Source organism: Dyadobacter sp. CY351, from assembly GCF_021502625.1.
GTDB classification, from domain to species: Bacteria; Bacteroidota; Bacteroidia; order Cytophagales; family Spirosomataceae; genus Dyadobacter; species Dyadobacter chenhuakuii.
This window is the reverse complement of sequence record NZ_JAKFFU010000009.1, coordinates 1-24,662: the sequence shown is the minus strand read 5'-3', so window position 1 is coordinate 24,662 and position 24,662 is coordinate 1. Positions and strand designations below refer to the sequence as shown.

Here is a 24,662-nt window from a genome sequence, read left to right as displayed (position 1 = left end):
AATAGAAAAGCACTTTTGTATATTTGCCCAAATTCTTCGAAATATGTTGGTGATCATCCCCGGTTTACAATAACCACAAGTCTTTTCCTGGTCCGTCTGCGGACATTCTCCCACCGGACTGTTCTCTGTGACTTTCGCTAGTCACTTTCAATTCTTATTTTATTTCAATCTTATTTCATCCATGAAAAAGTGGTTTCAACTGCTTCGTCAGGCTATTCGTGGCTCCGAAGAAAGTTTTACCGAAGGAAGCATCAACCGTGCTATATTTCTACTATCCGTCCCAATGATCCTTGAAATGGTCATGGAGTCGCTTTTCGCCGTTGTTGACATTTTTTTCGTTTCAAAAGTGAGTACAGAAGCCGTGGCGGTTGTCGGGCTTACTGAATCTGTGATTACGCTGGTTTATTCTGTGGCCATTGGTTTGAGTACGGCTGCAACGGCCACCATTGCACGTCGCGTTGGCGAAGGGAATACAAATGGCGCCAGGCATGCGGTGGGGCAGGTTATTGTGATCTCTCTGGCTATTTCGGCAGTTACTGCAACGGTCGGGACATGGTTTGCGGGCGATATTCTGCGGATCATGGGTGCCGATGCAAAGGTGATCGAACTCGGGACAGATTTTGCAAGAATTCAGTTTCTGAGCAGCCCTGTCGTCATTTTGCTTTATTCCCTGAGCGGAGCATTGCGAGGCGCCGGTGCCGCTGCAACCGCCATGCGGTCACTAATCGTTGCCAATTGCTTCAACATGATTCTGGGGCCGGTGCTGATATTCGGACTTGGGCCATTTCCTGAGCTGGGCGTAACAGGCGCGGCTCTCGCCACGGCATTAGGACGGTCTATTGGCGTTGGTTATCAGTTATTTTCATTGACAAAAGCACAAAAACCGCTCGGCTTGCTATGGGTCGATCTGCGTCCTGATCCCAAAACCATCGCGACGATTGTAAAAGTGGCCACGGGTGGCACCGTCCAGTTTCTGATAGGTTCCGCAAGCTGGATTTTTCTGACGCGTATCTTGTCCGAATTCGGCAGTGACGTGGTGGCAGGTTACACCATTGCCATTCGCGTCATTATGTTCACATTATTGCCTGCCTGGGGGCTTGCTAATGCTGCTGCGACGCTTGTGGGGCAGAATTTGGGGGCCGGGAAGCCGGATAGGGCGGAGAAATCGGTCTGGAAGTGTGCGTCTTACAACTTTATTTTCCTGCTGGGCCTGGCCGTTTTAATGTTCATTGGCGCGGAGCAACTTATTGGTCTGTTCAGTCCTAATCCACAGGTTATTGCCACAGGCAAAATGGCATTGCGCGTGCTATGCCTGGGTTATGCTGCCTATGCTTATGGAATGGTCGTTATCCAGTCGCTCAATGGGGCAGGGGATACCAAAACGCCGACTGTCCTGAACCTGATCTGTTTTTGGGCGATTGAGATTCCGGTTGCGTATGTGCTTGCCGTTATGATGAATTTCGGCCCGATCGGCGTTTTTGCCTCGGTTCCATTTGCGGAATCCATTCTGGCATTGCTGGGGATCTGGCGGTTCAGGCTGGGTAAATGGAAGTTGGTTAAAGTATGAAATACTGAGCGGGGATGGTGCATTCGATCCCCGCCCAGAAACGAAAACAACTGCCTTTTGGTTAACTTCGTATCGATAAACTGAAATTATCCTTCATGAAAATAGAACAGATATATACCGGATGCCTGGCTCAGGGTGCTTATTTTATTGTTTCAAACGGCGAAGCGGCGGTTATTGACCCTTTGCGCGAAGTGGAGCCTTACATTCAAAAGGCCAATAAAATCGGTGCGAAAATCAAGTATGTATTTGAGACCCATTTTCATGCCGATTTCGTTTCGGGACATCTGGATTTGGCTGAAAAGACGGGAGCGGAAATTGTTTACGGACCAAATGCAAATCCTGCATTTAAGGCACACATCGCCGTTGATAATGAAGAGTTTAAATTAGGTGACATTACTATCAAGGCATTGCATACGCCGGGTCACACGCTGGAATCGACGAGTTATCTGCTGTTCGATGAAAATCAAAAACCAACTGCGCTTTTCAGTGGCGATACATTGTTTATCGGCGATGTCGGACGTCCGGATCTTGCGCAAAAGGGTGACCTGAATATGGACGACCTTGCGGGAATGCTGTTTGAAAGTCTGCGAACTAAGATCATGACCTTGCCTGACGACATCATCGTTTATCCCGCACATGGTGCAGGTTCCGCTTGTGGAAAGAATATGAGCAAGGAAACTTCCGACACGTTAGGCAACCAAAAGCGGTTCAATTATGCATTAAGGGCGGATATGACCAAAGAGGAGTTCGTCGCAGAAGTGACCGCAGGTTTGCCCGAACCTCCGAAGTATTTCCCTGAGAATGTAAAAATGAACCGGGACGGCTACGAAAGCATTGACGACGTGCTCGAACGCGGTGATCAGGCATTATCTGCGGAAGCGTTTGAGGCTAAGGCTAATAACACGGGTGCGCTCATTCTGGATACGCGGAAGCCGGAGGATTTCTCCAAAGGATTTATTCCAAATTCTATCAACATTGGTATTCAGGGCGGTTTTGCTCCGTGGGTAGGCGCATTAATTCCGGATTTGAATCAGAATTTATTGATTGTAACGGAGCCGGGAATGGAAGAGGAAGTGGTAACACGCCTGGCAAGAGTTGGTTATGATCACACCATCGGATTTTTAAATGGTGGTTTTGAGACCTGGGTCCAGGCTGGAAAAGAGGTTGATTCTGTTGAAAATGTTTCTGCTAATGCTTTTGAAAAGGTGTATCATGAAGAAAGTCCCGAAGTGATCGATGTGCGAAAGCCAGCTGAATTCGAAGCCGGGCACATTAACGGGGCCAAAAATCTGCCGTTAGACTACATTAACGAACTCATGGCTGAATTTCCCAAGAACAAAACGCTGTACATACATTGCGCAGGAGGTTACCGCTCCGTGATAGCCGCCTCCATCCTAAAATCACGCGGCATCGACCACGTCATCAACATCGAAGGAGGCTTCGGCGCAGTAGAAAAGACAAACCTACCCGTTTTGCAAGGGGTTTAAATTTGATGCAGGTTATTTGTATATTATGATCAAAAATGATGCACTATGGAAACAATGATCGTTGAGTTGACGCATAAGCGGGCTTTGCAGTTGCTGAGGGATCTGGAAGCAATGGAAATCATTAAGTTGCACGATAATACCGACGTCCCAAAGCCTAAATTATCTGAAAAATACAAGGGCATTCTTTCCAAAGAAGAGAGCCAGGACCTTACCCGCCATATCAGTCAAATGCGTAATGAATGGAGCAATATTTAATTGATACGAACGCAGTCTCACACTATTTATCAGCGATGCTGACGCAACCGGGCATCGATTTCATGGATGACGTCATCAATGCGACTCCCAACTTGTCGGTAATAAGTCAAATCGAACTCCTTTCTTGGAAAACATTGAAAAGCAGTCAGATTAGTGATTTTATAAATGACAGTTTAATTTTCAACATTACTCCCGAAGTTGTAGCAATCTGCGTAAGTATTCGCAAAAGCAGGAAAATCAAAACTCCTGATGCAATTATTGCAGCGACTGCAATTGCCAATAACCTAACACTCGTTACCGATAACGAGAAGGACTTTGAGCATATAACAAAGTTGAAAGTAATTAATCCGAAAAAGCTTTAATCGCTCAGCTTTGTCCTAAGCGAATTCCCCTCAAAGCTTCCTGGCAACCAGATATAGCTGTTCGTCGCCTAATGTGAATGGATCGGCTTCCAGGTTTCCGAATGTTCCTACGACTTGTAAACCGGCGGTTTCGAACATGTAGATGATTTCTGATAGGGTGAAAATGTGTTGACGGACTGTGTGCGTTACTTTTTCGGAACCGGAGATAAATGTTTGCTCGGCGGCTATATAACCCTCTTCGGGCCGGTAATCGTTTTCGGCCAGATAGATAATGTCTTCTTTCACGGGCATCCAGTTACGAGTCTGGAAGTTGGGCAGAATGCTTTCTGCGAGATTTTCGGTGTGAATGGCAATGTGGCCGCCGGATATGACTGCGTTTGCCATTTTTGAAATAAATTGCTGCATTTCAGCCCTTGGGAAGAAACTGAAACTATTTCCAATGCAATAAGCTGCATCAAATGCATTTGCCTCAATATCACATTGCAGCACATCGTCACAAATAACCGTCAAAGGCAGTTTTTGCTTTTTGGCCACGGCCTTCAATTCATCGCAATATTCACTGGAAATGTCAACGCACGTCATTGCGCAACCTTCCTCAGCCAAGGGAACAGCATGACGTCCGTAACCCGCTAGCATGTCCAGAACCTTGCTTCCTTTCGTTATTTCAAGCACATCCCGCAAAAAATCGACTTCATAATCGGTGTATTCTTCATCCTGATGCAGTTTCCAGGCGCGTTGCGGAAGTCCTTTGAAATAATTGTGATACCAAGCCACGGGAGCGTTCTTTAATTTTGAAGCGCAAAACTACGAAAAGCTGCCAGGATGACTGACAGCTTTCTAAAATATAGATAGCGCGGAACATTACATACGCATGAGGCCTGGCGTTATACGCAGGTAAACTTGTCCGGACAGCGGCGTGTTGCCGTAAACGGATTTCAGCGAATTTTCAATGGAGTAAATTCCCATTTGTGCTCCTGCTTGTAAAATGGTATTTTGGAAGGAAGCAATCTGGCGGTTAATTCCAAGTGAAAACAGGGAAACTGGAAATTTCTCTTTTCCAATGTCATCATATCTGGTGATCCCCAGTTCACTAATGTTCTTCTCAACCCGTTCATAACGACCATAAACAGCCCATTTGTCCAGTTGCAGATTCGATTCCAGCAAAATAGCATGCTCCTTATGATGACCGCCAGCTTCATTCAACCCCCAAACCGCGGAAGTAGAAATCCATCTGTTTTTTCCACTCAAATTAGTCGAATGCTGCACCGAAGCCGTTGTCCGGTCCACGTTTTCACCGCCGTGCAATGGTTCAGGATTTTTGATAAAACCCCTGCTCACCTGCATGGCCCAGTTTGCGGAAGGATTAAACATTAACCGGTAACTGTACGAATCAAAACGTGGCTTATCGAAGTCAAACCGGTTCTCATTCGGCTCACGACCGGTGAAGGACGAGCCTTCCAGCTTGAATTTCCAGAGCCGGATTCCTGCCGTAACAACTCCAAATGTAATGTGCGTTGCATCCTGCCAGTGGTGCCCCAAAACGGCATCAGGATTATTGAAAGCCGACATTCTGTGCATAAATGCGGTTGGCCCCAATGCTGGTTCGCCCGGATAGCCCGCGTAAAGCGTCAGGTCAATGTTTTCATTCAGCCTTTGGGTGTAAGCAACGGAAAGTTCGGAAATAAGGTCGTGCGGATGTTGCTTGTCGATCAGCGGCTCGCCTTTCCAGGTCTCACCGGATTGAAATAAAAGCGGATAACCGCCACCTCCGTCAAACAACCTGTCCAGCGACACCATCGCGCGGATATTTAGCAGGCCATTCTTGCCAACCTGCCGTTGCGCCATGCCCATGAACCAGTTTGGTACGCTAACCTTCGATTTTGACCCTTTTAAGCCATCATTATTGAAATTCTGAGCCGTGTAGCGGAGAAAGACACTTCCATGCAACATGTAATTCCACTTATCCGAGTGCTTCATATAAGCGTACATCGGGGTTGCATCGGGTTGCCAGCCTGTTCCCGAGCCATTCCGCGTCATAGGAAGACTGAGGGAAAAACTGTGCGTCATATGCCCGGAGTCATGCTGCATATTGCCGTGATCCATTTTGCTGTGATCCATCTTACTGTGATCCACAGTGTCGTGCTTCATGGTTTTGCGATCCATGCCCTTCCTATCATGCCCGGCATGCTGCGCTGAATCTTTTTTGGACTCCTGATGATGCTCGTGCTGCGCGAGCACAGGGAAGGCGGTGCCCATTATGCCGGCTATTGCCAGCATTTTCAATTTGTTATTGCTCATGACGAAGTGGTTTTGATTAATGTGCAGCAGCTGTTTTCCGGCAGCAGCTTGGCAGTTTATCGTGTGCTTTTTGGTTTGCAACCTGCGTATCGGCGTCATAACCCGTGTTGATAATGGTCGCTTTAATGGCTTCCGGGGTGGTTTTATTCGGGTTGTATTTCACCGTAACCACTTTGTCTTTCAGGTCCAGATTGGACTCTTTTACTCCTTTGGAAAGCCCCAGATTGCGCTCGATGCGTTCTTTACACATTTCACAGATCGCAGAAGTCTTGATCTTGATCTGCTTGTCGCCGTCGGCCTGAGCCAATGTAATATTGGCAAAAAGTGCTATTAATAAGGATAGAATGGTAGTTTTCATGATTTTGAATGTTTTAGTGATCAATGATTGTGTTCCGCAGAATCTGTTTCTGCCATCGCTACTTCTTGTAAGTCCATTTTGCAAACCGGACATTTTCCAGCTTCTGCGTAGGTTTTTTCTCCCTCGCATTGCATAGGGCATGCGTATTTTTTCTCAGCTGTGGCCATTGCCTCAGTTTCTGCTTTCCCGGTCTTTTCGTTGTTTCCTCCGCAAGCGGTAAAAAGGAACAATAGCGAGGCAAAAAGGATATTTTTCATGATCATTGAAGGTTTATTTAATGTTTGTTCTAATGTCCTACTTTGTCCAGCGTGATTCTCCCCAAAGTACTTTTCTTGAACGCTCCGGGCGTCATCCCGGTCACCTTTTTGAACTGATTACTTAAGTGCGCCGGGCTGCTATATGACAATCGCCACGCCATTTCGCTCAATGTCAGCTCATTATAAGAAAGCCATTCTTTCACTTTTTCCGTTTTCTGGGCGATAATGTATTGTTCAATGGTCTGCCCGGTTTCGGAGGAAAAAAGGTTGCTCAGATAAGAATATTCGTAACCGATTTTTTCAGACAAATAATCCGAAAAGTTCTGCTGTTCAGGTTTATGACCTTTTAAAAATTGCACTTCCTCAATGATCAAGGTCTTAATGTGCTCCACAATGGCCAGCCTGCGGTCGTCGAGTAATTCAAATCCGCTCGCTTCTAATGTGGATTTTACCTTAGTAAGCAGTTGATTATCAATGTCCGTGGCGGTTTCAACTTCGCCCAGCTCAACGGATTGCAATGCAATGCCCAGATTTTCCAGATCTTCCCGGACTACCCGTTTGCAACGATCACAAACCATGTTTTTTATATGCAGTTTCATAACGCGCTCAATTATCTCACTATTTTATAACGTATTCCCGCATAAATCATTCGTCCTACCACAGGCCCCCAGGCCATTCCCGCGTCAAAATTCTGTCCGAAGGGATCATTAGCGCCCATAATCGGGTTTTTCTGACGGAAATTGGCCAGGTTTTCTCCGCCAAGGTAAATGTCCCATTTGGGAAATGTACGCGTAACCTGTGCATTGAAGTTGTAAAATGACGGCGACATTGTCGATGTCAGGTTGTCGGGAACGTGGTGCTCGTCAACGTGGCCCATGTACGGGATCCGCCGTTTTCCATTCCATTGCATAGTTGCATCAAACTTCCATTTGTCATAAGGCAGCGCATATCCGGCATTGAAAAGCACCCGATCGCGGCTTACCATCATTCTCGGCAGCAACACATTTTCGTCGTATACATTCCGAATGGTTTGTTTTACATCAAAAAGCCGGTAAGCAAGCTTGAATTCCAGGCGTTTAATGGGTGTCAAGTTCGCCTCTGCCTGGAAACTATTGGCGTAAGCATCGCCTTCCAGATTATAAAACCGGATGTAACGCGGATCTTCCATATCGGCTACAAGCTGGTTTTCAAAGTTTGTCCTATAAAAATCCATGATAAAATTCCCGCTCATATTACCCATCTTGAACTCCTGCGTAACACTTGCGCCGTAATTCCAGGAAACTTCGGGACGAATGCTTTCGCGGAATTGTACCGTGCGCGAACTCACCAGGTTACCGTAATATTCTGCCAGCGGATTGGCAACCCTGAACCCTTTTCCTGCCGAGGCCCGAAGCGTGGTTTGGTCCGTCAGGTTGTATTTCAAATGCATGCGCGGCGTCCATTGCGTGCCGTAAAGGTTATGGAAATCGACTCGGCCGCCCGCAACGAGGACAAACTTATCCAGATTATTGTAAGTATACTCGAAAAATGCCCCTGGAACCGACTCGTTTCTGGCTAGCCGGATGTCCTTGTAAAGTTCGTTGTAGTTATCCAGCAGATAACTCAGACCGGTTTTATAAGAATGATTGGTGTTGCCAATGATCGACTGATAGATCAGGTTTCCGTACAGCGTTTTTTGTGTTCCGTCATAATTATTCATTCCAAAAAATGACTTGGAATCATGCAGAGAGGCATTCATAATGAAACCCAATCCTTTGTAAGGCTTATCGGGAAACAATCGTGCGATTTTGGAAAAGAACTCGTAACGGTTCACTTTGGCGCCAAAACCGTAAACATTACCGGAGCCTTTCATCTCTTTTTTAAAGCCATTCTGGCCACCCAAACGATCTTCATGCAAAGCTTTTACACCGAACTGCGCCATCACTTTTTCGCTCTGATATTTCCAGCGGTTTACCACATTATATTGTGTATAAAGCGGCATATCCAGGAATCCGTCCTTATTATTATCCACCCGATTGCGCAATGTGCTGGCGTGCGTCAGCAGTCCCGTGCTCCACTTTTCGTTTAGTTGTGTTGCCAGGTTCAGGTTCACTTCCGCGCGACCGAAGTTATTGAGATAAGTGTTTAAATAAAGCTTTTCGCGGCTGTCCGGTTTCTGCATTTCAACATTGATCTGGCCCGTCATGGATTCATAACCATTCACAACAGAACCCGCGCCTTTACCCACATCAATCGACTGAATCCAGGTTCCCGGCACAAAATTGAGCCCGAAAGTGGAAGCCAGCCCACGGATAGAAGGAATGTTTTCAATGTTGGTCTGAATGTAGGTTCCGTTCAATCCCAGCATCTGGATTTGCTTGGAGCCGGTAACAGCGTCGGCATAGGAAACAGAAACCGAAGCATTGGTTTCAAAACTTTCGGACAAATTACAGCAAGCCGCTTTGGCCAGGGCACGGGTGGTTATGATTTCGGTTTGGTGTGGCGAAAGCCTGTCGATCGTTGACGTGTTGCCACGAACCACAACCTCATTCAAGGTCTGGTCGCTTTGCAAAACCACCTGCAAATCGTTTTCTGCGCCTATTTTAACCGTATCATTCCGGAATCCAACGAAACTGATCACCAGTAAGTTGGACTGCGCCGATCGCGGAATATTGAACTGGCCGATGGTGTCCGTCGCCGTGGCCTGGGTTGTTCCGGACCAGTAAACATTTGCTCCCGCAATGGGTTTGAGCGCTTTGCTGCCGGGCACCTGCTCATTGACTGAGCCGGTTATACGTTGCGCGAATAGCGCGGAAGAAACAAGAAAGAAGAATCCTCCCGTCAGATATTTAAGCATGGTTTATTTAATTCATTGAAACAAAAGAAAAGCGGTGCGGTCCTTCGCGAGGCGAATTTTGGCACGTAAACTATTGAAATCAATGTATCAAATCAGCAGGGACTGGATTGCATAGCGCATACTTTTCCCATGCAACCGGGAGGAGAAGGATATATCAGGAATGGGTGGCGCATTGGCGCCTGTTTCCTGTTCAATGATGGATAAAAAGCCGGTTTGTACTAGAAATAACGGCTCTCCGTTCCAGGATTTCAGCAATTTCGCCAGCTCGTGAGTTGTGGAAGTGGTGACTTGCAGCTTTTCGAACTTCTGGCTTTCCTTACAGCAATCGGTTTTTTTGAAAAATATTCCTTTTGCTTCTTTTAATTTTTTGCTTTTGGCGCAGCAGGAAGAGCCGGCCATACTCACGGAAGAATCCGTTTTGAGCTCCTTCACAACCTGCACCGACTTGCCCCGGACCAAGCACTGATGCTCGATAAAGGCAAATCCCGTACTGCTCATCAGGACCAGGAAGGCCATGAAAACAGTGATCGATCGGTGTAAGTTGCTTTTCATATAACTCAAAGATATTAATTATCAGGCTATTTCTTCTGCATTATAACCCGCCTTTTTCATGAGTTCGGCGATTTCCTGGGGAGTTTTGCTAGTTTCAACCTTCAAAATCCGCTCGGGGCTTTGTAAATCCACATTCCAGTTTTCAACCGCATTATCCTCATTCAAAAAAGGCGTAACCGTCGCCACGCAAGCCCCGCATTTTATATTAGTCTTAAATTTCAGCGTTTCCATCATCAATCAATTCAGTGTTTTTCAAATTTTGTCCTGCAAATATCGCCCCAACCCGCTCCGAAGTTGTTACAGAATTACAAAAATGAATTACAGAGTTTTTGGTTTTGCAAAAATGGCCTGCCGTTTGAGCCATAATTTGATTTTTTTGAAAAAATCCACTTTTCTGGGCTTGGGTTGCCCGTCATGAGTCAATTGATTGGCAAAGTTGAATAAAAGCCGTTTTGCATAAACCTTCTCCACTACGTTGCCTTGCATCAGCTCACAGGCGAAACTTTCGATGTGGGCATTCAGTATGCCATTGATAGAAACGGTATAGTAGCGACTTCTCTCCGCCTGAGGCTTGTTTCTGTTTATTTCAGCGGAGCCGTTCTCCGCAAAATAATCAATGTGAAAAATAGGGTTGGGATCACTTCTTAACCGCTTTGTCGCCCGTCGTTCATTCCGCCAGGGATGTTCGTTTTTGCCAAGTTGTTTAATTAGGAATTCTCTGTTCCAAAGCGTGACCTGATGCGACATCAGGTAATCCGACACGGTCTTGTCCACCCTCGCCACATTCAGGTTTTGAATATAGTGTCCGGTCGCTTCGGTATGGTAAATTTTTGCGCTGTGAAGTTTAACCTGTTTCCAGTCCTTACTCGGTGCAAGCTCGAATAACTCATTGAAAAACGCTTTGTCAACCTTCTTGTCCAGCCACATATCTTCCTGAAAATAAAGAATATAATCCTCTTCTATCTCAGTCGTCAGCAAGCAGGCCAATCTGTCTGACCAAGCTCCTTCCCCGGACTTAATGTTCTGAAATCCGTCAATATTGGCAGTTAAAATCTCAGTCGCGAAATAGTAATTACATTCAATAGCAAAGTCCCAATATTTGGAAAAGAAATATTCAAAACCTTTATATAGGAACTGATATCTGTCGCAAGCGTGGACTAATACGGCAACTTTTTTGGCACAACGGGGCATAAGTCGGGTTTAAATGACCGATGCGTTTGCAGATGTTGGGTTAGTAAAGAAAGTGAAATAGCATCCGGATCGGCCAATCCAATGTTCCTAAGGCCGGGATGAATGATTAAATGGCAATCGGAAACAATCCCGGAGGGATGAGATGTTGGTAGCCACGAAATGCGCCGGATGATTTCTAAATCCCGGAGGGATGAAATATTGGTAGCAACGAAACGCCCGGATAATGTTTTAAATCCCGGAGGGATGTAACATCATGCATCTTGTTTCATCCCTCCGGGATTTTACATTGTTTGCGATTGCCTCTTGCTACCGATATTTCATCCCTCCGGGATTTATTTCTTTGATCTTTTTTATGCCAGCCTTGTACCATTCGGGACATCGAAGTCGGGGCTGGATAGGATTACTTCGCCGTCGGGGAGGATGAAGCCGGTGGTCAGGACTTCGGATTTGAAGTCTGCTATTTGTTTGACGGGAAAGTTTGTGACGCACAAAACCTGCTTGCCGAGAAGCTGCTCTTTGGTGTAACGTTTGGTGATCTGGGCCGAACTGTTTTTGATCCCGATCTCCGGACCAAGGTCGATTTTGAGTTTGAATGCTGGTTTCCGTGCTTTTGGGAAATCATCAACCTGAATAATGGTTCCTGCCCTGAGGTCTACATTTTCAAAATCCTGCCAGGTGATCGTGTCCATATGCTGCGTTTTTGTGAAGCAATCTGTTTTTATATTATTCAAAATAACATTAAAAATGCCTTTTGCGCTGCTTTCCCTTTCAAGTTGCCTTTACAAAATCAAAAAATTATGAAAAAGCTATTCACAGTCTTTGCCTTGTTGCTGGCCGGTTTGGTAAGCATTTCATTCCAGGATAAAACGGTGGCATTCTATATCGGAACTGCGGACAAAGGTGCGAATTCTTCTGTTTCCCTTTGCGAGTTGAACATGTCTACGGGACAGGTTACCGTGATCGATACATTCAATAATTGCGTCGGTCCCGGCTATGTGGCGATTTCACCTAATAAGAAAAATCTGTATGCCGTGGGGGGCGATAAAATTGTTGCTTTTGCGATAGGAGGAGATAAAAAACTGACTTACCTGAACAGCGAATCATCGGCTGGTGCTGGTCCTTGCCACGTCTCGGTGCATCCTTCCGGTAAGGCCGCCTATGTATCCAATTATGGAGGTGGAAGCTTTTCCGCTTATGATTTGCAGCCTGATGGCAAGGTTTCGGCGGCAGTTCTTAAAGAACAATATTCAGGAACAGGCCCAAACGAAAAACGTCAGGATAAAGCACACGCACATTTTGCAACCGCTTCGCCGGATGGGAAATATGTGTATGTAACGGACCTGGGATCAGACAAAATCATGAATTACGTGGCGAATAGCAAAGGAGCATTAAAACCTAATCCGGCGCAGCCATTTTTCTCAGGCAAGCCAGGCGCAGGACCGCGGCATTTGATCATTCATCCTTCGGGAAAATCACTTTTCCTGCTGAATGAGCTGGAAGCAACGCTCACTTCGTGCACCATTGATAAAAATGGGGTGATTAAAGCGCTTAACACGTATCCGACGATCCCGGCAGATTATTCAGGGCCTACCAACACGAGCTCCGCTATCCATTTGCATCCTAACGGCAAGTTCGTGTATGTGTCCAATCGTGGGCACAACTCCATCAGCGCATTTAAAATCGGTGCTAATGGTGCGTTGGAAATGGTGGATCAGCAGACGAAGTCAATCGCTATTCCGCGTGATTTTAACATTGATCCTAGCGGAAAGTTTATGATCGTTGCTAATCAATCTACTGATAATCTGGTAATTTACGATGTCGATGCTGCTACCGGGAAGTTCAGTTTCCGGCAGGAGAGCATTGGCGTGAAGGCGCCAATTTGCGTGGCTTTCTTATAACTTTCGCGCCAGTTTGTTCTGGTAATAATTCAGAAAGTCTTCCAGTTGTTCCACTGGCATTTTGCGGGCGATGATCTTTTTATTTTTATCCAAAATATAGATCATCGGCGTTGTTACCACGTCGAATTTCTTGATGAAATCGATCTGGTTCAATGCGTCAAAGCCGTTCGGGACTTCTTCCAGGTGGAATGTCTTGATGAATGTCTTCCATTCTTCCATGTTATGGTCGGTGGAAACAGTCATGATCTTGATCCCTTTGGCCTTATTCTTGTCATAAAAAGCTTTCAGTTTCGGGGTGGCCTCCTTGCAGTGTCCGCAGGTCGGCGAGTAAAAGAAAATGACGCTGTAATTGGCGTCCAGGTCCTGAACGCTGATCTTTTTGCCTGCCGGATCAGTCAGTGTCAGCGCTGGGAAGGTCTTATCGACCAACAGATCTTTCAATGTATTTACCTTTTCGGCAATGCGTTTTTTGACGTCCTCGGAAGTGCCCATTTCGCCGGACAGATAGTATTTCTGCGCCATATGCACCCAAACGGCCTCCGTACCAACCGTTTTGGGGTTTTCGTATTGGTTGGTAATGTATAAAACAACCTGCGACTTCACATCCTTATTGGCCGATGCCTTTTTCGCCAGCATATCCGCATCCTTAATCAGTGAATCCGGTCTCTGAACGACCAGATTCTTGATATAGCGGTCGAGTTTTGGTTCGAGGAAAGGTGTGTTGATGATCCGGGCGTCGGAGAAGTCGAAATTGTCCCAGTAATGTGCTTTGTAATAATTAAAAACCCAGACAGAGTCCGGTTTGCCGCTCGCCAGTTTCGGTGCAGCAGGAATTTCCGGGTCGGCAGACATTTTAAGCAATTTTACTGTAAATGCGTCTGCGTTGTCGGCCAGCATTTTTAAACGAGATGCATTAAAGCTGTCTTGTAAAGCCCTTATCTTGGTTCCTGCATCCGCGCTGCCGCTTTTCTTCAATGCTTCAATTTCCAGCGCGCCAGCCTTTAATTTCTTTTGATAAGTATAAAAAAGCTCGTTTTCCGCTGAACCTGTCACCTTCATATTGCCAATGGCGTCAACTGTATCCGTTTCGATTGAGAAATTGGGCTCCTTTCCGGAATACACCAGTTCCACCCAGCTGCGGTTACCGGGGAAAAGGATAACGTATAAGCCTCCCGGAAGATCTGTTTTTCCTTCAAAAACTACTTTTCCCGTCGCATCAGCCTTCGCAGTGTCTTTTGGGACGAAAGTGGTGTTGTTCCGGCTGTAATGCCCGATTACCAGTGATGAATCCGCAAGTCCTTTAATGGTTGCCTGAATGCGATAGCCTTGTGAAAAAGCCGTTTGGGAAGCTGCAAAAAGCACCAGGATAAGAAGTAAAGTGCGGTTGTATTTTTTCATCAAGGTAAAAGTTGTTAGCTTATGAATGTTATATTTGGCTGGATCAAATATTGCGCAGGCCACAAAATTAACTTCAAAACGATAACTTCTATCAGCATCTTATCCAAATGTTCTATTTTCTGTCCAAAGCAATAGATTTTGTGGCAATGCCGCTGAGCATTGTGTTCTTTTTGCTGCTTTACAGCTTGTTTACCAGCCGACGCAAGGCAAGAAAAGCGGCTGCTATATCTGCTTTTGTGGTGCTGTATCTCATCTCAAATACTTTTCTGGTCAACGCCGCGCTGAACTGGTGGGAACCCAGGCAGGTTAACTTGCGCGATATCCATGAAGTCTATGATGTAGGGGTTTTACTTTCGGGCGGTTTGATGGATTCCAATCACCCGGATGAGGACCATCCCGTTCTGGGGAAGCGGGGCGACCGGGTTTTGCAGACCTTTCTGCTTTATAAGACAGGTAAAATCAAAAAAATCCTGATCACCGGAACAAGCTCGGATCAGCGGATATTCTTAGGAAAAGGGGAAACCAGGCTTGCTGCCAGGTTAATGGTGAAATGGGGCGTGCCGGCCGAAGACATTATATTTGAAGAAAAGGCCCGAAATACGCGCGAGAATGCGAAGTTTTCAGCTTCAATTTTAAAACAAAAATTTCCTTCCAGTAAATATGTGCTGATCACCTCAGCATTCCATATGCGCCGGTCGGCCGGATGTTTTAATAAAGTGGGCATTCAGGCTGCCACTTTTCCGGCCGACTTCTATGGTGTGTATTATCAACTGAGGTTGCAGGATTTCCTGATCCCTGATCCCGGCGCGATCGCCGCTTTCAGCATGCTTTGGCATGAATGGATAGGGAATGTTGTTTACAAATTGGTGGGTTACACCTGATCTGCCATCTCAGTTACACACTCAATATTTTTACCATTCTCAACAAATCTTCATTAATAGGCTTGGGAAGGCGGATTGTATCTTCAAAAGGCGTGTAAACCAGGTCATTGTTGATAATCCCCGCCATTACATTCTTTTGTCCGCCAATCAAACCTTCCAGAGCGCCAAGGCCCAGACGGCTCGCCAAAATACGGTCATAAGCAGATGGAGGACCTCCGCGTTGCGTGTGACCCAATGTGGTTACACGGATATCCGCATTCTCATCCACCTGGCCTTTGATCTTTTCTGCCACTTCCTGTGCGCTTCCTTCGTCGTCACCTTCCGCAACAATTATGATTGAAGAAGATTTGGAACGGCTCCAACCTTGTTTTAAGGTTTCGACCACTTCGGAGATCGGCGTAAGAACTTCCGGCACCATTACCAGTTCCGCACCGCCTGCAATTCCGGACTGCACGGCAATGTAACCTGAGTCGCGGCCCATTACTTCAATAAAAAATATCCGGTCGTGCGAGCTCGCTGTGTCGCGTATCCTGTCGATCGCGTCCAATGCCGTGTTTACAGCCGTATCGAATCCAATCGTATAGTCGGTTCCGTACAAGTCGTTGTCGATCGTTCCCGGCGCGCCCACGGTTGGAATGCCGTATTCGTTGCCAAAGATCATCGCACCGGTGAATGTTCCGTTTCCGCCGATCGCCACCAGTCCTTCAATGCCAGCTGCCTGAAGGTTATCATATGCAGTTTTCCGTCCTTCCGGCGTCATGAACTCCTTGCTTCTCGCCGATTTGAGGATCGTTCCTCCTCTTTGTACTATATTGCTAACCGAGTGGGACTCCATTTTATAGAGATCACCGGCAATCATTCCGCTATATCCTCGTCTTATTCCATAAACTTCGATCCCATGGTAGCAAGCTCCGCGCACCACCGCCCTAATGCAGGCGTTCATACCCGGGGCATCTCCTCCTGAGGTAAATACTCCAATTCTTTTCATTTAATTTCGGGTTACTTCTTTCGTTCTCTGTTCAGCTCCTTTAAAATCTTAAAGGCACAATTTCCGCAAATTTATCCGGTATTTTCTTAAAATATACGACCTGATTCCGAATTCTGTTAAAAAAATGCCGGATGAAGATTCGAATTTTACACCTCAAACATATATCATTACTTATATATTTGCGGCTGTTAATAGAAATTTAATATGCATTAACGAATGAAAAATTTGATTTCATGGCAGCGTGCCTGGCCGCATCTCGTAGCGGTTGTTGGATTTATGATTCTTTCCATCGCGTACGTTTCTCCTGTTTTACAGGGCAAAAAACTCACTGCGCAGGATGATGTCCAGGCCAAGGGAGCTGCACGGGAAGTTTTGGATTATAAAAAACAAACCGGCGTATGGTCTGGCTGGACCAACGGGATGTTCTCAGGAATGCCTGCTTACCTCGTTGCCGCCGATTATCCCACGAGCGTTTCCACCAAGCTCGGGCAGGCTATTAACCGGCTTCTGCCCGCGCCAGCCAATTATTTCCTTATTGGCATGGTGAGTGCATATATTCTTTTTCTGGTGCTGGGGGCCGGGAGCTGGCTGGCCGCAATCGGCGGCGTAGCTTTCGCTTTTTCAGCATTCAATGTTATTAATCTCGAAGCGGGGCACGTTTCTCAGGTGATCGCGATCATGTATGCGCCGGGTGTCCTGGCGGGTGTGATCCTGGCTTTCAGGAAAAACTGGCTGGCGGGAGCCGCATTAACAGGCCTTTTTCTATCCCTGGAGCTTTACGCTAACCACGTTCAGATCACCTATTATCTTGGGATCGGGATCATTATATTGGTTATTATAGAGAGTGTTTCCTATATCAAAAAGGGGTTAGTTAAAGATCTTACATTGATTTTGGCTGGTCTTGCTTTCGCCGCTGTTGTGGCTGTGGGCACGCATACGACACGGCTTTGGAATGCATTTGATTATACAAAAGAAACCATCCGCGGAAAATCCGAGCTTACGCCGCGGGCAACGCCGGGCGGTGCGGCAACGGCCGAGGCAAACGGGAACGGCCTGGACAAACAATATGCTTTTACATATAGTTATGGCTTCGGCGAATTGCTGACGCTGGTTATTCCCAACGCTTATGGCGGCACATCCTACGGCCCGCTTACCAACAGTTCCGAATCCTATAAGACATTAGTTGCCAGAGGAGTAGATCCTGCGTCTGCTTTGAGTGTGATCCAGCAAATGCCGCTTTACTGGGGCGATCAGCCGATTATGGGCGGGCCGAACTATGTTGGCATTATCGTCTTCTTTCTTTTTGTTTTAGGTTTATTTATTGTAAAAAATCCGATCAAATACTGGGCTGGGGGCGTTATCCTGCTCTACATTATATGGGCTTTGGGTAAAACTTTTGCAGGGGTCAATTACCTGTTTTTTGACTATTTCCCTATGTTCAACAAGTTCAGGGCGATGACCATGGTCGTGTCGCTGGCGCAGCTTTTAATGGTGCTGTTAGGCGTGCTTGCGTTGATCGAGATCGTTCAAAAACGTGTAGAATGGAAAGAATTTCAGAAATCTTTCCTCATGACATTGGGCATAACTGGGGGTGTTACGCTTATTCTGGCGCTTATGCCGGGCGTGTTTTTCGATTTCCAGGCAGCAAGCGATCCGCAATATGTTGAACAATATCTGATGCCGCAGATGCAGGATAAGGCATTTGCCCAGCAATTCATGAATTCCATTGTTCAGGATCGTGCCAGCTTGATGAAAAACGATGCCATCCGAAGCCTGATATTCCTTTTGCTGGCCGCCGGGCTGGTTTGGTTTGCGATGAAGGATAAGGTAAAACCCGTCCTATTCTACGGAACATTGTTGATCCTTGTGATTTTCGACCTTTTTGGTATTGACAAAAGATATCTGAATGATGAAGACTTTCTGAGCAGTTATGCGGCTCAGAGCGTAACCACGCCATCTCCGGCTGACGAGCAAATTTTGCGCGATCCGGATCCGAATTACCGTGTTTACGATCTTTCATCGCGGCAAGGACCAACCAACAGCGCTGACGCTTCGTATTTCCACAAATCACTGGGTGGTTATCACGGCGCAAAACTGCGTCGCTATCAGGAATTGTTTGAGCGGCAACTCGCTACGCAAAAGCCTAATGCCAACATTATTAATATGTTGAACACCAAGTACATCCTTTTCCCGGATCAGCAGGGCAATAAAGTGGCCCAAACTAACCCCGATGCTCTTGGCAATGCGTGGTTTGTGAAAAGTTATAAGGTTGTGCCCAATGCCGATGCAGAAATGGCCGCATTGGATTCATTAAAACCAAAAGACGAAGCAGTTCTTGACCAAAAATTCGCTGCCAAGCTCGCGGGCCTTACTTTACAGCCCGACTCGACGGATAAGATCGTCCTGACCAGCTACAAGCCCAATGAACTGACCTACGAAAGCAACTCAAAAGCAGACGGGTTAGCTGTATTTTCAGAGATATATTACAATGTCCGTGACGAATGGAAGGTTACTATCGATGACAAACCGGCCGATATGCTGCGTGCAAATTACATTCTGCGGGCGTTAAGGGTTCCTGCCGGAAAGCATACGATCAAATTCAGTTTCGAGCCCGTTTCTGTCGCTGTTGGAAGTAAAATTGACCTAATTAGCTCGATATTATTGGTAGCATTGATCGCCGGGGCCATTTTTGTACAAACCAAAAAAAAGAAAAACGCATAGCCATGACAGACCGCAAATATCCCATAGGGCCATTTGTCCTGAAAGAAAATTATACAACAGAAGACGTCGCTCAGTTTCTGCAAATCATTGCTACCAGCGCGTCTGAATATAGGAAATTGGTAGAAGGCCTTGGAGACGATGATCTGGCTAAAACCTACCGGGAAGGAAGCTGGAACATTCGCCAGCTGATCCACCATGTGGGTGACATTGCCATCCTGCATTACTTTCGGATGAAAAAGGCCGTTACCGAGCCGGATTATGATGCGCCCACGCTAATAAATATGGACGCCTGGGCAGCAACTTCCGATTCGCTTCAAATGCCCATTGCGGATTCGCTCAACATCCTGGACGGTACAAACCAGCGCTATGTCTTTTTTGCCGCCGCCTTGGATGAGGAAGTTTTATCAAAGGCTTATTTCCATAGTATACGGCAAATATGGATTAATCAAAAAGCGGCGCTGGCTATGTCGGTTTGGCATTTACAGCATCATTTGGCGCATATTAAGCTGGCTCTGGGACAAGAATTGTAAGCGCAAAAAGAGTTTTCGTTGTAAGTTTTGATTGAATAGAAATAAAAATTCAGCATCTTTAAACCCTCAACGGGGATGAATTTTAAAGACCTCTGAACACACTATTTGATGGATTACTTCAATGAACTTTCCAGGTTTCTGGAACAGTCGCAGACTGACAGTCTTAAAACTGCGCATTTCGCCGATCAATTCGAGGGGCTGAAAGTCAAGCTAAGCTTTGGAAAAGGCAATCCGGCACGGGTTACCTGGATCGCTTTTCTGGCAGAGGGGCAAACGATCACCAACGGCATTTATCCATTTTATCTTTACTACAAAAAGCAAAATATCCTTATTCTCGCTTACGGATTAAGCGAAACCATTCCGCCCGCGATAAGCTGGAAATCGGCGGATCAGGTGAAAATTAGCACGTATTTCAAGAAAAAAGATCTGGGCAAACCCGCCCGTTACGGCGCTTCGCTGGTGTTTAAAGTTTACGACCCTGCGAAACTGGATAGGACAGAAGTTGAAAGTGATCTGGCGGAGATCATCCTTATTTATAAGCAGGCCGTTGGCCAAAAGCCTGTTCCGACAAAAAAGAAAATCAATACGAAAGTTGCATTCGATTTTAAGGCATTCCAAAAAAGCATTACCAGCTGCAACCTGCACATTAACCCCAACTTTACATTACGCTTTATTACGTCTTTGCTGGCCAAACCGTTCGTGATACTGACGGGACTGTCTGGCTCCGGAAAGACAAAACTGGCGCTGGCATTCTCCAAATGGCTTTGCGAAAGCGAAAATCAGATTTGTCTGGTGGCAGTCGGTGCAGACTGGACCAATCGTGAGCCGTTGCTGGGTTATCCCAATGCGCTGGAACAGGGTAAATATGTGAAGCCCGACAGCGGTGTGCTGGACCTCCTGTTGCTGGCCGGTAAAAATCCCAGAAAACCTTATTTCCTCATTCTTGATGAAATGAACCTGAGTCACGTCGAGCGCTATTTTGCTGATTTTCTGAGTGCTATGGAATCAGGCGAGCACATTCGGCTGCATTCGGGGCAGTCGGACATGCTTGATGGCGTTCCGGCGAAGATTAAGCTGCCAAAAAACCTGTTCATTATTGGCACTGTGAACATTGATGAAACCACTTATATGTTCAGTCCCAAGGTTTTGGACCGTGCCAATGTAATTGAGTTTCGGGTGATCAAAGAGGAAATGGAACATTTTCTGAGTCTGGATTGCACATTAAGCCTGGATACCCTGGCAGGCTCCGGCGCGGTTATGGCGGGCGATTTTATGGAGATCGCGCTGATGAATGTGACCGAATCCAAGCATAAGTCGTTCATTGTTAATGTATTTATGTCATTCTTCGAGTCGCTTCAGCATGCAGGTGCGGAATTTGGATATCGCAGTGCGGCGGAGATTTTACGGTTTGCAGCCATTGCCAGTAAGATATCCCCGCACTGGCCTGTCAACGAAATCATTGACGCTGCCATCATTCAAAAATTATTGCCCAAAGTGCACGGTTCCCGGAGGAGATTGGAGCCAGTATTGCGTGCAATAGGAACATTATGTGCGAAAGACGGGGGCAAAATGGATGACTATTTCAATGCTAAAATTCCATTCTCAGATCTGGAAGAAGTGCATTATCCCGTCACCTTAGAAAAGCTCAAGAGAATGTACAGAAGCCTGGTCGACAACGGGTTCACCAGCTTTGCTGAGGCTTAATGGAGGCGATGGACAACGGATTAACAATCATCATCAAAGCGGGTAGTGAGCATGTGGAGCTGAAAATCGTGGGTGAAGACAATGGACTTGAGACCATCTTCTACATTGATTTATTGGAGGCGCAGGAAAATGGCGAAGCGCAGATACAGTTGATAGAAGGGCATTTTTATGAATATAGCTTGTCCGGCAGTTACAGTTTAAAGGCTTCGGAAATTGTTATTCCATCCAAATTAAGCGCTTCTGCGGGACGTCTGGCACCCAACATTTATACAGGAACCGCGTCCCTGGAACTTTTGGAACCCAAAACGAGGCTTAAATGTGCGGACATTAAACTGGAAGTCCGCTCGAAAAAGGCGAGTTACCGGCAGGATTACAGGTTAATGTTGGAGGACATTACGGAAAAGTGCACGGAATTGCTGCTGGCATATCGTTCGCCGGTTACCCACAATTTTACAACGAATTTTCATCAGGATGCGCGGACATTATACCAGCGTTTTGCTTTCATCAGATCAATTTTGCAATCCGAAGATTTCCTGAATGCAGTCCATAAAATAACCGCTGTGCCGGTTTTGAAGTGGGCGGATTATGAGCAAGTTGTAGATATCAGAAGGATTGGAAAGTTAAACGGCGGAATCTTGCGGCAACTGTCAGCCCCGGGCAATCGGGTAGGGCTTCCTGAAACGCATTCGCTGTACAAGCGGCTTGGCTCTGTTCCCATCCACATCGTCACAACTTCAAAAGTTGAATCAGCGGATACGCTGGAAAATCGTTTTGTGAAACATGCGCTGAATACTTTTTCAGCATTGGTCAGTGATTTTAGGACACATGCAATTGCCGGGAGCCGGCTTTTTGAAGAAGCCATTGTGCTGGAAAATGAGCTGCATGTGCTGTCGACGCATCCGTTTTTTGCAGCCATCGGTAAACCTGTTATGCTTTCGCTGAACAGCCCGGTTTTACAGCGAAAAGCAGGTTATAAAGAGGTTTTGCGGGTTTGGCTGATGTTTGATCTGGCCGCGAAACTGATTTGGCGCGGTGGGGACGATGTGTATGAAGCCGGTAAAAAAGATGTTGCCACGCTTTACGAGTATTGGCTGTTTTTCCAGTTGCTGGACCTGGTAAGGGAGATTTTTGAAATTACACCTACCAGCATTGAAGACTTGATAAAGCCAACTGCGGACGGACTGGGGTTGCAGCTCAAACAGGGAAAACACGTCGCAGTTCAGGGCATATTCAATGGCCCTTCCCGGAAATTAAATGTAGAATTCAGCTATAACAGGTCATTCTCGGGCAAAAATGATTATCCTAATCCCGGCAGCTGGACAGCCGGGATGCGACCGGATTTTACATTGACGGTTTGGCCGGTTGGAATAAGCCAGGAACAAGCCGAAAAAGAGGAGTTGATCGTTCACATTCATTTCGATGCTAAATATCGCGTCGAATCTTTCACGGAATATAAGCGCGATGATCTTTTGAAAATGCATTCATACAAAGATGCAATCCGCAGATCTGCCGGTGCTTATGTGCTATATCCGGGTGATGGCGAGAAGCCGTTCAAATGGAAAGGATTCAACGAACTAATTCCCGGTCTGGGCGCTTTTGCGGTGCGACCATCCAGGACTAATAATGGCATCAATGCGTTGCGGAATTTTTTGAAAGACGTGACGCGCCATTTCCTGAACAGGGCATCGCAACGTGAAAAAGCGGCTTTCCATCATTATGACATTCATAAAACGCAAAGCACAGAAACTGTCACCGAACCTTTGCCCGAAACGCTTGGCGCAAACCGCGGGCTTATTCCGGACGAGACATTCGTGATCATTGGCTTTTATAAAAGTGCCGAGCAGCTCAGCTGGATCAGGAAAAATAAGCTTTACAATTTCAGGACGGGCACCGACAGCGGCTCGCTGCCACTCGGCGCAAAGCAGGCTAATGCAAAATATTTGCTCCTGCACGGCCCCGGCGAAACCATTTCGGCCCGCTTATGCAAGCTCAGAGATGCCGGCCCCAGGATTTTTTCAAAAGAAGATTTAATCAAAAAGAATTATCCCAAGCCAAAAGGAATACTCTATCTCGTTTATCGCATTGATTTGAAAGTAGAACCGGAATTCGAGAACCAAAGATGGGATATTACAAAACTGACCGGATACAAACCAAACAGGGCTTCCAGCGTTCCTTTCGTGGTAAGTCTCTCTGAATTAACGAAAGCTTTGGTGAAGTAACGGTTGTGTTACTTCCTAACCGGGGTCAGACCTTTCATCGCTTTCTGGCCGATAGCGGGCATTTTCGCAACAGGCGCAAGGAGTTTAGCCTCTTTTTCAGGTTCGGTATATTCACGTGCTCCGGATAAATAACGCTCAATGATAAAATCTTCCTCTTTCACAAACTGAATCGAAGGCTCGCCGGCCAGATGCGAAATGTCGTATAGTTTTTTGTGAAAAATAGCAGCATCCAGGTTGCCGTTGAAGTGATAGTCATTCTGGAAACCGTGGTCGAATTTGAAAACAATAGGCGTGCCGGCATTGGCAATTAGGCTTCCCGGCGTGCCTGTTAATGTAATGGGAATGAATGTTTTCTTATCATAAATAAACCCACCATGATTAGCCTTAATATGCTCTCGCATTTTCCGCGGCGTATCCCCCACAAAAAGGACATCAACAAGCAAAATAAGCGTCGCTGCATCAAATTGCGCGGTAGTTTCAATGAGAGGGAGTGTTGAGATGCGTATCATAATGTAAATATCTGTTCATTTTCCGGACACATTATCACCTTATGCCCACTTTTTGGCTAAAATTGGACAAGCAATTCTTTCGGGCTTCTTCGGTCGGGAATAATATTTTCGGTGGTGTTCAGTAATTGTGCAAATTTGGGACGCTTTAAAAAAACATCAAATAAGAAACTTATGACAGTAAAAACATATCGATTTATTGCATTGCTGGGCGACGGGCGTGAGCGTTTCAGCGACAAGGCTCTGGATGAAGAATGGCCGACAGAACCGGTTGTGATCGATGCATTCGGGTTTTCTGACGTTTACCGTTATTCGGGCGTTGTATTTTTAAATGAAGAATGGTATAATAAATACAGTAAAAACTGGCGCAACGACACATCCAAAATCGACGCCCTGCTCGTCGACCTCATCAAATACACCGCCAAAGACGCCCATTCCGAAAATCTCGCCAAGATCAAAGCCTACCTGGCCGCCCCACCGGAAACATTAGAAGAGACGATTGAGGTTTGGAAAGGGTTCTACGACCCGGAGTTGAAGGTGATTTGAGGGTGGATTGATCCAGATAAGTCACCACCCCTGTCACCCTGAGCGGAGCCGAAGGGGGCGGTGCACAAAACACAACCCCCCCCAGCCCGCCCCCCCCGGGCCCGGCGC

Annotated in this window: 24 protein-coding genes; 11 read left to right on the top strand and 13 right to left on the bottom strand. The window is 46.4% G+C overall.

Features of this window, described 5'->3' with window-relative positions:
* Positions 1-181 precede the first annotated feature (181 nt).
* The 4 genes from L0660_RS17180 (at position 182) to L0660_RS17165 (ending at position 3,671) form a co-directional block, all read left to right on the top strand.
* The gene (locus L0660_RS17180) at positions 182-1,567 is read left to right on the top strand and encodes an MATE family efflux transporter (RefSeq protein WP_235160500.1); all 1,386 of its coding nucleotides are present in this window, start codon (positions 182-184) and stop codon (positions 1,565-1,567) included.
* 95 nt (positions 1,568-1,662) lie between these two features.
* On the top strand, positions 1,663-3,054 hold the full coding sequence (locus tag L0660_RS17175; protein WP_235160499.1) for an MBL fold metallo-hydrolase: 1,392 nt from the start codon (positions 1,663-1,665) through the stop codon (positions 3,052-3,054).
* 45 nt (positions 3,055-3,099) lie between these two features.
* Positions 3,100-3,309 carry a hypothetical protein gene (locus L0660_RS17170; RefSeq protein WP_235160498.1) on the top strand — a complete coding sequence of 70 codons (210 nt, stop codon included), beginning with the start codon at positions 3,100-3,102 and terminating at the stop codon, positions 3,307-3,309.
* Positions 3,294-3,671: a type II toxin-antitoxin system VapC family toxin gene (locus L0660_RS17165; protein WP_235160497.1), complete on the top strand. Its 378-nt coding sequence runs from the start codon at positions 3,294-3,296 to the stop codon at positions 3,669-3,671. The genes L0660_RS17170 and L0660_RS17165 overlap by 16 nt, the downstream gene beginning before the upstream one ends.
* Positions 3,672-3,701: 30 nt before the next feature.
* Here L0660_RS17165 and L0660_RS17160 read toward each other — a convergent pair whose 3' ends face one another.
* The 10 genes from L0660_RS17160 to L0660_RS17115 form a co-directional block, all read right to left on the bottom strand.
* Entirely contained in the window at positions 3,702-4,445 is a 744-nt protein-coding gene (locus L0660_RS17160; RefSeq protein ID WP_235160496.1) for a class I SAM-dependent methyltransferase, read from the bottom strand.
* 87 nt (positions 4,446-4,532) lie between these two features.
* Positions 4,533-5,969 carry a hypothetical protein gene (locus L0660_RS17155; protein ID WP_235160495.1) on the bottom strand — a complete coding sequence of 479 codons (1,437 nt, stop codon included), beginning with the start codon at positions 5,967-5,969 and terminating at the stop codon, positions 4,533-4,535.
* A gap of 16 nt (positions 5,970-5,985) precedes the next feature.
* Positions 5,986-6,327: a heavy-metal-associated domain-containing protein gene (locus L0660_RS17150; protein WP_233797469.1), complete on the bottom strand. Its 342-nt coding sequence runs from the start codon at positions 6,325-6,327 to the stop codon at positions 5,986-5,988.
* A gap of 20 nt (positions 6,328-6,347) precedes the next feature.
* Positions 6,348-6,584 carry a heavy metal-binding domain-containing protein gene (locus L0660_RS17145; RefSeq protein ID WP_235160494.1) on the bottom strand — a complete coding sequence of 79 codons (237 nt, stop codon included), beginning with the start codon at positions 6,582-6,584 and terminating at the stop codon, positions 6,348-6,350.
* A 29-nt stretch (positions 6,585-6,613) separates the two neighbouring features.
* On the bottom strand, positions 6,614-7,183 hold the full coding sequence (locus tag L0660_RS17140) for a helix-turn-helix transcriptional regulator (protein ID WP_233797467.1): 570 nt from the start codon (positions 7,181-7,183) through the stop codon (positions 6,614-6,616).
* Positions 7,184-7,194: 11 nt separating this feature from the next.
* Positions 7,195-9,420 (bottom strand): TonB-dependent receptor, encoded by a 2,226-nt coding sequence (locus L0660_RS17135; protein WP_235160493.1) that lies wholly within the window; start codon positions 9,418-9,420, stop codon positions 7,195-7,197.
* Between the two features lie 87 nt (positions 9,421-9,507).
* Positions 9,508-9,972, bottom strand: coding sequence for an HYC_CC_PP family protein (locus tag L0660_RS17130; RefSeq protein ID WP_235160492.1), 465 nt, complete (start codon positions 9,970-9,972; stop codon positions 9,508-9,510).
* Positions 9,973-9,993: 21 nt separating this feature from the next.
* Entirely contained in the window at positions 9,994-10,206 is a 213-nt protein-coding gene (locus tag L0660_RS17125) for a heavy-metal-associated domain-containing protein (RefSeq protein ID WP_409013421.1), read from the bottom strand.
* A gap of 84 nt (positions 10,207-10,290) precedes the next feature.
* The gene (locus L0660_RS17120) at positions 10,291-11,163 is read right to left on the bottom strand and encodes a hypothetical protein (RefSeq protein ID WP_235160491.1); all 873 of its coding nucleotides are present in this window, start codon (positions 11,161-11,163) and stop codon (positions 10,291-10,293) included.
* 350 nt (positions 11,164-11,513) lie between these two features.
* The gene (locus L0660_RS17115) at positions 11,514-11,852 is read right to left on the bottom strand and encodes a tRNA-binding protein (RefSeq protein WP_235160490.1); all 339 of its coding nucleotides are present in this window, start codon (positions 11,850-11,852) and stop codon (positions 11,514-11,516) included.
* A gap of 108 nt (positions 11,853-11,960) precedes the next feature.
* Between L0660_RS17115 and L0660_RS17110 the strand changes: the two genes are divergently transcribed.
* Positions 11,961-13,061, top strand: a complete 1,101-nt coding sequence (locus tag L0660_RS17110) for a lactonase family protein (RefSeq protein WP_235160489.1) — start codon at positions 11,961-11,963, stop codon at positions 13,059-13,061.
* On the opposite strand, the gene L0660_RS17105 is transcribed toward L0660_RS17110, so the two are convergent.
* Positions 13,056-14,459 carry a TlpA family protein disulfide reductase gene (locus L0660_RS17105; protein WP_235160488.1) on the bottom strand — a complete coding sequence of 468 codons (1,404 nt, stop codon included), beginning with the start codon at positions 14,457-14,459 and terminating at the stop codon, positions 13,056-13,058. The genes L0660_RS17110 and L0660_RS17105 overlap by 6 nt on opposite strands.
* 107 nt (positions 14,460-14,566) lie before the next feature.
* Here L0660_RS17105 and L0660_RS17100 point away from each other — a divergent pair, with 107 nt between their 5' ends.
* The gene (locus L0660_RS17100) at positions 14,567-15,340 is read left to right on the top strand and encodes a YdcF family protein (protein ID WP_235160487.1); all 774 of its coding nucleotides are present in this window, start codon (positions 14,567-14,569) and stop codon (positions 15,338-15,340) included.
* Between the two features lie 13 nt (positions 15,341-15,353).
* Here L0660_RS17100 and pfkA read toward each other — a convergent pair whose 3' ends face one another.
* Positions 15,354-16,328, bottom strand: coding sequence for a 6-phosphofructokinase (gene pfkA / locus L0660_RS17095; RefSeq protein ID WP_026628635.1), 975 nt, complete (start codon positions 16,326-16,328; stop codon positions 15,354-15,356).
* Positions 16,329-16,544: 216 nt separating this feature from the next.
* Here pfkA and L0660_RS17090 point away from each other — a divergent pair, with 216 nt between their 5' ends.
* The 4 genes from L0660_RS17090 to L0660_RS17075 all read left to right on the top strand — a co-directional run bounded on the left by L0660_RS17090 (position 16,545) and on the right by L0660_RS17075 (position 23,502).
* Entirely contained in the window at positions 16,545-19,049 is a 2,505-nt protein-coding gene (locus L0660_RS17090) for a YfhO family protein (RefSeq protein WP_235160486.1), read from the top strand.
* A 2-nt stretch (positions 19,050-19,051) separates the two neighbouring features.
* On the top strand, positions 19,052-19,579 hold the full coding sequence (locus L0660_RS17085) for a DinB family protein (protein ID WP_235160485.1): 528 nt from the start codon (positions 19,052-19,054) through the stop codon (positions 19,577-19,579).
* 108 nt (positions 19,580-19,687) lie between these two features.
* Positions 19,688-21,283 (top strand): MrcB family domain-containing protein, encoded by a 1,596-nt coding sequence (locus L0660_RS17080; RefSeq protein WP_235160484.1) that lies wholly within the window; start codon positions 19,688-19,690, stop codon positions 21,281-21,283.
* An 8-nt stretch (positions 21,284-21,291) separates the two neighbouring features.
* Positions 21,292-23,502 carry a DUF2357 domain-containing protein gene (locus tag L0660_RS17075; RefSeq protein ID WP_235160483.1) on the top strand — a complete coding sequence of 737 codons (2,211 nt, stop codon included), beginning with the start codon at positions 21,292-21,294 and terminating at the stop codon, positions 23,500-23,502.
* 8 nt (positions 23,503-23,510) lie between these two features.
* Here L0660_RS17075 and L0660_RS17070 read toward each other — a convergent pair whose 3' ends face one another.
* Positions 23,511-24,011, bottom strand: a complete 501-nt coding sequence (locus tag L0660_RS17070; protein WP_235160482.1) for a hypothetical protein — start codon at positions 24,009-24,011, stop codon at positions 23,511-23,513.
* A gap of 171 nt (positions 24,012-24,182) precedes the next feature.
* Here L0660_RS17070 and L0660_RS17065 point away from each other — a divergent pair, with 171 nt between their 5' ends.
* Complete coding sequence (locus L0660_RS17065) at positions 24,183-24,554, top strand: hypothetical protein (protein WP_235160481.1); 372 nt, start codon at positions 24,183-24,185, stop codon at positions 24,552-24,554.
* Positions 24,555-24,662 lie beyond the last annotated feature (108 nt).